General features: G+C 75.9%; 6 protein-coding genes. 4 read left to right on the forward strand and 2 right to left on the reverse strand.

All coding sequences use genetic code 11. The features are described from left to right. The first annotated feature begins 22 nt into the window (after window positions 1–22). The 4 genes from xylA (at window position 23) to AB0L34_RS19990 (ending at window position 5,329) form a co-directional block, all read left to right on the forward strand. On the forward strand, window positions 23–1,210 hold the full coding sequence (gene xylA, locus AB0L34_RS19975) for a xylose isomerase (protein WP_350708646.1): 1,188 nt from the start codon (window positions 23–25) through the stop codon (window positions 1,208–1,210). Between the two features lie 12 nt (window positions 1,211–1,222). Then, window positions 1,223–2,689 (forward strand): xylulokinase, encoded by a 1,467-nt coding sequence (gene xylB, locus AB0L34_RS19980; RefSeq protein WP_363705817.1) that lies wholly within the window; start codon window positions 1,223–1,225, stop codon window positions 2,687–2,689. Between the two features lie 40 nt (window positions 2,690–2,729). Then, window positions 2,730–3,842 carry a DUF5925 domain-containing protein gene (locus AB0L34_RS19985; RefSeq protein ID WP_363705818.1) on the forward strand — a complete coding sequence of 371 codons (1,113 nt, stop codon included), beginning with the start codon at window positions 2,730–2,732 and terminating at the stop codon, window positions 3,840–3,842. A 62-nt stretch (window positions 3,843–3,904) separates the two neighbouring features. Then, window positions 3,905–5,329, forward strand: coding sequence for an MFS transporter (locus AB0L34_RS19990; protein WP_363705819.1), 1,425 nt, complete (start codon window positions 3,905–3,907; stop codon window positions 5,327–5,329). A 34-nt stretch (window positions 5,330–5,363) separates the two neighbouring features. Here the strand turns inward: AB0L34_RS19990 and AB0L34_RS19995 are convergent, their stop codons facing one another. Together AB0L34_RS19995 and AB0L34_RS20000 are read right to left on the reverse strand one after the other, a co-directional pair. Beyond that, on the reverse strand, window positions 5,364–7,040 hold the full coding sequence (locus tag AB0L34_RS19995; protein ID WP_363705822.1) for an alpha-amylase family glycosyl hydrolase: 1,677 nt from the start codon (window positions 7,038–7,040) through the stop codon (window positions 5,364–5,366). 64 nt (window positions 7,041–7,104) lie between these two features. Beyond that, window positions 7,105–8,184 (reverse strand): LacI family DNA-binding transcriptional regulator, encoded by a 1,080-nt coding sequence (locus tag AB0L34_RS20000; RefSeq protein ID WP_363705820.1) that lies wholly within the window; start codon window positions 8,182–8,184, stop codon window positions 7,105–7,107. Window positions 8,185–8,288 lie beyond the last annotated feature (104 nt).

Genomic DNA, 8,288 nt, shown 5'->3' on the forward strand with positions numbered 1-8,288 from the left:
ACGACACCCCCGGAGGTCTGCCATGGCACCGCGTCCCACCCCCGCCGACAAGTTCTCCTTCGGCCTCTGGACGGTGGGCTGGCAGGCCCGCGACCCGTTCGGCGACGCCACCCGTGGGGAGCTGGACCCGGTCGAGGCGGTGCACCGGCTCGCCGGGCTCGGGGCGTACGGGATCACGTTCCACGACGACGACCTGGTGCCCTTCGGCGCGGACGCCGCCACCCGCGACCGGCACGTCGCCCGGTTCCGCAAGGCGCTCGACGAGACCGGCCTGGTGGTGCCCATGGTGACCACCAACCTGTTCACCCACCCGGTGTTCAAGGACGGCGGATTCACCAGCAACGACCGCGACGTCCGGCGCTACGCGCTGCGCAAGGTGCTGCGCAACGTCGACCTCGCCGCCGACCTCGGCGCCCGCACCTTCGTGATGTGGGGCGGCCGGGAGGGCGCCGAGTACGACCTCGCCAAGGACGTCCGGGCCGCCCTGGACCGCTACCGGGAGGCCGTCGACCTGCTCTGCCAGTACGTCGTCGACCGCGGCTACGACCTGCGCTTCGCCCTGGAGCCCAAGCCGAACGAGCCGCGCGGCGACATCCTCCTGCCCACCGTCGGGCACGCCCTCGCCTTCATCTCCACCCTGGCCCACCCCGAGCTGGTCGGGCTCAACCCCGAGGTCGGGCACGAGCAGATGGCCGGCCTGAACTTCGCCCACGGCATCGCCCAGGCGCTCTGGCAGGGCAAACTGTTCCACATCGACCTCAACGGCCAGCGCGGCGTCAAGTACGACCAGGACCTGGTCTTCGGCCACGGCGACCTGCTCAACGCGTTCGCCCTGGTCGACCTGCTGGAGCACGGCGGCCCCGGCGGCGCGCCCGCCTACGACGGCCCCCGGCACTTCGACTACAAGCCCTCGCGCACCGAGGACACGACCGGCGTCTGGGCGTCGGCGGAGGCGAACATGCGGACGTACCTCCTGCTCAAGGAGCGGGCGGCGGCCTTCCGAGCGGATCCGGAGGTGGCCGAGGCGCTGGCGGCCAGCCGGGTCGCCGACCTCGGCACGCCGACGCTGGCGCCGGGAGAGGGCCACGCCGAGCTGCTCGCCGACCGTTCCGCGTTCGAGGAGTTCGACGTCGACGGGGCCGCCGCGCGGGGCTTCGGCTTCGTCCGGCTCAACCAGCTCGCCGTCGAGCACCTGCTCGGCGCGCGCTGAGGGCCGCCGGAGATGCCGCTCGTCGCCGGGGTCGACTCCTCGACCCAGTCCTGCAAGGTCGTCGTCCGGGACGCGGAGACCGGTGCCCTGCTCCGGCAGGGCCGGGCACCACACCCGGACGGCACCGAGGTCGACCCGTCGGCGTGGTGGGCCGCGCTGGCCGCGGCGGTCGACGCCGCCGGCGGGCTGGCCGACGTCGCGGCGGTCTCCGTCGCCGGCCAGCAGCACGGCATGGTCTGCCTCGACGAGGCGGGCGCCGTCGTCCGGCCCGCGCTGCTGTGGAACGACACCCGCTCCGCCGGGGCCGCCGCCGAGCTGGTCGAGGAGGCCGGCGGCGGGGCGGCCGGCCGCCGGTTCTGGGCGGACGCGGTCGGCAGCGTGCCGGTGGCCAGCTTCACCGCCACCAAGCTGCGCTGGCTGGCCCGGCACGAGCCGGAGCACGCGGCCCGGGTGGCGGCCGTCTGCCTGCCGCACGACTGGCTGACCTGGCGGCTGGCCGGCGCGCCCGGCCTGGCGGCGCTGCGCACCGACCGGGGCGACGCCAGCGGCACCGGCTACTGGTCCCCCGCCACCGGCGACTACCGGCTCGACCTGCTGGAGCGCGCCTTCGGCCGGCGCCCGCACGTGCCGGCCGTGCTCGGCCCGGCGGAACCGGCCGGCGCGCTGCGCCCCGACGCCCTCCCCGCCGGCGGATCCGCGCCCGGCGGGGCCGTGCTCGGCCCCGGCACCGGGGACAACGCCGCCGCCGCGCTCGGGGTCGGCGCGGGGCCGGGCGACGTGGTGCTCTCCGTCGGCACCTCCGGCACCGTGTTCAGCGTCGCCGACACCCCCGCCGCCGACCCGACCGGCGCGGTCGCCGGTTTCGCCGACGCCACCGGCCGCTTCCTGCCGCTGGTCTGCACGCTCAACGCCGCCCGCGTGCTCGACGCCGCCGCGGCCCTGCTCCGGGTCGACCTGGACGAGTTGGCCACGCTGGCGCTCGCCGCCCCCGCCGGCGCGGACGGCCTGGTCGTGGTGCCCTACCTCGAGGGCGAGCGGACCCCGGACCGGCCGCTGGCCACCGGCGCGGTGCACGGGCTGACCCTGCGCACCTCGACCCCCGCCCACCTGGCCCGGGCCGCCGTCGAGGGCCTGCTCTGTGCCCTCGCCGAGGGCCTCGACGCGCTCACCGCCCAGGGCGCCACGGTGCGCCGGGTGATCCTCGTCGGTGGGGGAGCCCGCTCGGTGGCGGTGCGCCGGATCGCGCCCGAGGTCCTCGGGGTGCCGGTGGTCGTCCCGCCGCCGGGGGAGTACGTCGCCGACGGCGCCGCCCGCCAGGCCGCCTGGGTCGCCCTGGGCGGCGCGGCGCCCCCCGCCTGGTCGGTCCGGGACACCGAGGAGTACGCCGCCGCGCCCGTCCCCGCCGTCCGCGAGCGGTACGCCGCCGCCCGCGACCGCTTCCTCGACCGGCTCGACCGCGACCCGGGCGTCGAGGGGTAAACGGCTGTACGGGCGCGCCCCGGCTCGCGATCATCGACGGATGCGAACCACCCCCGAAGCGGACGAGGAGTCGGTGACCGTCGGGACCGGCATCCCCTCGACGCTCCAGTACGACGACGCGGACACCCCCTGCGACGTCATCGACGCGCTGGTCCTGGCGGACTTCGTCACCGGCCGGCACCCGTGGTCACACACGGTCCGGCTCTCCCGGGTGCGCCCCGACGCGCCCCTGACCGCCCCCGACGGGCGGCTGCTGCGTACGGCGGTGGAGAACCGGCAGCGGTCCCGCCTGCTGGCCGGCGACGGCTGGACGGCCCGGGTGGTCACCTGGAAGGGGCGGGGCGCCGAGGTGACCGTCACGGCGGTGGCCGAGGAGGTCGGCCGGGCGGCCCTCGACCGGATCGTCGACGGCGCCGCCGAACCGGAGGACCCGGGTGCCGGCCGGATCGGCTTCTGGCACCAGAACCCCCGCCGCGGCAGCCAGCGGGACGTGCGGTCGATCGCCGCGCCGGAGTGGGCGCAGATCCGGCCGAACTACGCCGCCGGGGCGCGCACCGCGCTCGACGCGCTGATGGCGACCACCCCGGAGCAACTCGCCGGCCGGTTGGTGCTCCTGCACGGAGCGCCCGGGACGGGGAAGACCACCGCGCTGCGCGCCCTCGCCCGGGCGTGGCGCGAGTGGTGCCAGGTCGACGCCGTGCTGGACCCGGACGTGCTCTTCGCGGACCCGGCGTACCTGTCGGAGGTGGCGGTCGGGGACGAGGACGGCGAGCCGGGCACGGGTCGCCGGTGGCGGCTGCTCATCCTGGAGGACTGCGACGAGCTGATCCGGGGCGAGGCGAAGCAGGCCGCCGGCCAGGCGCTGTCCCGGCTGCTCAACCTGACCGACGGGCTGCTCGGGCAGGGGCGCGACGTGCTCGTCGCCATCACCACGAACGAGGACCTGTCCCGGCTGCACCCGGCCGTGGTCCGCCCGGGGCGCTGCCTGGCCCGGATCGAGGTGGGCCCGCTGTCGTACGAGGAGGCGACGGGTTGGCTGGGCACGTCGGCGGGGGTGCCGCCCCAGGGGGCCACCCTCGCCGAGCTGTACGCGCTGCGCGCGGGCACGCCGGCCCCGCCCGCGGCCCCGCCCGCGATCGGCGGCTACCTCTGAGCCGCCCGACCCGCCCGCGCGCCGTCACCCGCTCGTGACCTGACCCTGGTTGGCTGCCGCTCATGACCTTGATGAGGGGCGGGGCGGCGCGGGTCTGGGGCGGCTCGGCCGCGCACCGGTTCTACAGCGTCGTGGTCTTCGTGCTGCTCGCCTCGCTGGACAACGTGGCGATCGGCCTGGTGCCCCCGCTGTACGGGCCGATCGCCGACGCCTTCGACGTGCCGCGGCGGCTGCTCGGCCTGGTCACCGCCGTGAGCTTCCTGGCCAGCGCGGTGGCGGCGGTGGGCTGGGCGTACGTCGGCGACCGTGCGAACCGCAAGCCGCTGCTGATGGTCGGCACCCTGATCTGGGCGCTCGGCACCGGCGGCAGCGCGGTCGCGGCGAACTACCCCGGGTTCCTGGCCGCGCAACTGCTGGCGGCGATCGGGCTGGGCGCCGTCGGGTCGGTCGGGTTCTCGGTCGTCACCGACCTGATCTCACCCCGCCGACGGGGGCTGGTGATGAGCTTCTGGGGGCTGTCCCAGGGGGTCGGCACGCTGGCCGGCACGCTGGTCGGCGGGCTGCTCGGGGCGGCCGACTGGCGGCGGCCGTTCCTGGCGCTGACCGTGGTCGGCCTGCTGGCGACCGCCGCCTACCTGTTCACCTACGACATCCGCCGCGGCCAGAGCGAACCGGAGCTGGCCGACGCGCTCGCCACCGGCGCCGAGTACGACTACCGGATCAGCCGGGCGGACCTGCCGAGGATCCTCGGCCGGCGGACGAACCGGTGGCTGATCCTGCAGGGCCTCACCGCGCAGGCGGCCTTCGGGTCGCTGGTCTGGCTGCCCGTGCTCTTCGCCGAGCGGGCCGAGGACCAGGGCTACTCCGCCGCCACCGCCGTGGTGGTGGGCAGCGTCTTCGCCACCCTGTTCCAGCTCGGCGGGGTGCTCTCCATCGTCGGCGGGCTGGTCGGCGACGCCCTGCAACGCCGTACGCCGAGGGGGCGGGCGCTGGTCGCGGCGGTCGGCATCCTCGCGGCGCTGCCGTTCTACCTGGTGCTCTTCTTCGTGCCGATCCGCATCGACGTGCCCGACGGCGCCGGTGCGGGGACGGTGGTCCGGGCGGTGCTGGCCAGCGTGGTCACCGAGCCGACGGTCGGGCTGAGCCTGCTCACCGCCGTGGTGGCGTTGGCGCTGACCTCCGCGAACTCGCCGAACTGGTTCGCCCTGATCGCCGACGTCAACCCGCCCGAGCACCGGGGCACCGTCTACAGCCTCGGCAACCTGGTGAACGGCGTCGGTCGGGCGGCCGGCAACGGGCTGGTCGGGGTCGCCTTCCACGGGCTGCGGGCGGCCTTCCCGCCGCCGCTGAACTACGCCGTCGGGCTGGCCGCCTTCCAGCTCTTCTTCATCCCGACCGGGATCATGTACTGGCTGGCGTCGCGGACCTCGCCGACGGACATCGCCGACGTCCACGACCTCCTGCACACCCGCGCCGAGCGGTTGTGAGGAAGGGCCCCTGGCAGGGGCCCCTCCTCACCCGTCAGGCCGGCCGGACCCAGACCGTCACGTCGGTGGGCACGGCGCCGTCGGTGTCGAGCGGGGCGCTGGCGTGCACCAGTTCGGTGCCGGCCGGCAGCGGCACGGCGGCGTCGCCGAAGTTGGTCAGCACGGTCAGCCCGCCGTTGCGGAAGGAGAGCACCTCGTCGCCGCTGGCGAGCCACTCCAGCGGGCCCGCGCCGAGGTCGTGCTCGCGGCGCAGCCGCAGCGCCGTCCGGTACAGCTCGTACGTCGAGCCGGGCACGCCCCGCTGCCGGTCCAGCGCGTGCTCCGCCCAGACCGGCGGCTGCGGCAGCCAGCTCGCGTCGGTCGGGCCGAAGCCGTACGACGGGGCGTCGGCCTCCCACGGGATCGGCACCCGGCAGCCGTCCCGGCCCCGCTCGGTGTACGCGCTGCGTACCCAGGTCGGGTCCTGCCGCGCCTCGTCGGGCATCGTGGTGTGCTCCGGCAGGCCCAGCTCCTCGCCCTGGTAGAGGTAGGCCGAGCCGGGCAGGGCGAGCATCAGCAGGGTGGCCGCCCGGGCCCGGCGCAGGCCGAGCGCGGCGTCCGGCTGCGGGTCGCCGATGCCGATGCCGTTGGGCCGCTTGCCGCCGACGGGCAACCCGAGCCGGGAGGCGTGCCGGACCACGTCGTGGTTGGACAGCACCCAGGTGGTGGGGGCGCCGACCGCGTCGGTGGCCTCCAGCGAGCGGGTGATCACCGCGTACTGGGCGGGCGCGGTCCACGAGGCGAGCAGGTACTCGAAGTTGAACGCCTGGTGCATCTCGTCGGGGCGCACGTACCGGGCCAGCCGTTCGGCCGGCTCGACCCACGCCTCGGCGACCAGGATCCGCTCGCCCGGGTAGCCGTCCAGCAGCCGGCGCCACTCCCGGTAGATGTCGTGCACGCCGTCCTGGTCCCACATCGGCGGGCGCGGCTTGTCGACCTCCCGCCCGGAGAGGATCTCCTGCGGTTCCTGCCAGTCGGCCAGGTCGGCCTGCTTGATCAGGCCGTGCGCCACGTCGACCCGGAAGCCGTCCACGCCCCGGTCCAGCCAGAACCGCAGCACGTCCAGGAACTCCGCCCGCACCTCGGGGTTGTCCCAGTTGAGGTCGGGCTGCCCGGTGTCGAACAGGTGCAGGTACCACTGGCCGGGTCGGCCGTCGGGGTCGGTGACCCGGGTCCAGGCCGGCCCGCCGAAGACGCTCTGCCAGTCGTTCGGCGGCCGGTCGCCGTCCGGTCCCAGGCCGTCCCGGAACACGTACCGGTCGCGCTCGGGGCTGCCGGGGGCGGCGGCGAGCGCCGCGGTGAACCAGCGGTGCGCCGACGACGTGTGGTTGGGCACCAGGTCGACGATCACCCGCAGCCCGCGCGAGTGCGCCTCGGCGATCAGCCGGTCCGCGTCGGCGAGGCCGCCGAAGAGCGGGTCGACGTCGCGGTAGTCGGCCACGTCGTAGCCGGCGTCGGCCTGCGGCGACGGATAGAACGGCGACAGCCAGACCGCGTCGACGCCCAGCTCGACGAGGTGGTCGAGGCGGGCCGTGATGCCGGGCAGGTCACCGATCCCGTCGCCGTCGGAGTCCGCGAAGGAGCGCGGATAGACCTGGTAGATGACGGCCCGCGTCCACCAACCGGTGGCGGCGTCGGCAGGCGTGTCCTGGTGTGTCGGGTTGCTGTTCAGGGCCTTCTCCCGTGTGTCGAGCCGTACGGTCGGGTGCGTGGTGCCGGGGGATCGGCGGTCCCCGTCAGTGTGCCCGGGGCGGCGCGGTCGATTCCCGCACGATCAGTCGAGTGGGCAGGATCACGGGCCGCTCCGGCGGGTCGCCGGCTGCCCGGCGGCCCGGGGCGTGGTCCGGGCCCGCGTCGGGGCCGGGCGGCTCCGGCCGCCGGCCGACGAGCGGGTCGAGCAACATCCGGGCGGCCAGCCGGCCCTGCTCCGCCGCGGGCTGGGCGATCGTGCTCAGCCCGACGACGCGGGCCAGGTCGTGGTCGTCGACGCCGATGACGCTGACGTCCCGCGGCACCCGCAGCCCGGCGTCCCGCAGCGCCGTCATCGCTCCCATCGCCATCTCGTCGCAGGCCGCGAAGATCGCCGTCGGCGGGTCGCCGCGGCGGAGCAGCTCCTCGGTGGCGCGCGTGCCGCCGTCGATGGTGAACTGCGACTCCACGTCCAGGCCCGGGTCCGGGGCGAGGCCGGCGTCGCGCAGCGCCTCCCGGTAGCCCCGCCGCCGGTCGAGGTGGGTGGTGAAGGCCAGCTCGTCCTTCGGGTCGCCGGAGATGTGCGCGATCCGGCGGTGGCCCAGGTCGAGCAGGTACCGGGTGGCGGTCCGCGCGGCGTCCACGTCGTCGATGCGTACGCAGGGCCAGCCCGGCACGACCGAGCCGGAGCTGACGGTCACCCCGGGCAGCGCCAGCTTCGTCAGGGCGGTCAGGTCGGCGGGGCGCAGCGGCGTGGCGACCAGCATGATCGCGTCCACCCGCTTGTGCAGGTTGGCGGCGCTCAGCACCCGCTGGCGGGTCTGCTCCCGCCCGCCGAGGTTGTGCAGCAGCAGGTCGTAGCCCGACTGGTGGAGGAACTCCTCGACGGACTCCACGACGGTGGCGAAGAACCACCGGGTGATCCGCGGGACCACGACCGCGATCGTGCCGGTGCGCCCGCCGGCCAGCCGCGAAGCGCTCGGCGAGACGGCGTACTCCAGTTGCTCGGCGGCCGCGAGCACGCGCCGCCGGGTCGCGGCCGAGACCGCCGGGAGCCCGCGCAGCGCCCTGGAGACGGTGGCCGTGGAGACCCCGGCCAGACGTGCGACATCATCGATCTTCGTCACGGTACCCCCGCTTCGCGCCGGCTCCGCCCCCGCCCTGGGTCCGCCGGGGGGGGCGTGGCTGCCCCCCGCCCCCGCGGCCGGCAGGCGCACCCCCACGAACTAGG

Source organism: Micromonospora sp. NPDC052213 (genome assembly GCF_040679695.1).
In the GTDB taxonomy this organism is placed as follows: Bacteria; Actinomycetota; Actinomycetes; order Mycobacteriales; family Micromonosporaceae; genus Micromonospora.

Excerpts from the sequence above, each read along its gene's own strand:
- xylA (WP_350708646.1), top strand. The coding sequence starts at position 23 with ATGGCACCGCGTCCCACCCCCGCCGACAAGTTCTCCTTCGGCCTCTGG.
- xylB (WP_363705817.1), top strand. The coding sequence starts at position 1,223 with ATGCCGCTCGTCGCCGGGGTCGACTCCTCGACCCAGTCCTGCAAGGTC.
- AB0L34_RS19985 (WP_363705818.1), top strand. The coding sequence starts at position 2,730 with ATGCGAACCACCCCCGAAGCGGACGAGGAGTCGGTGACCGTCGGGACC.
- AB0L34_RS19990 (WP_363705819.1), top strand. The coding sequence starts at position 3,905 with ATGACCTTGATGAGGGGCGGGGCGGCGCGGGTCTGGGGCGGCTCGGCC.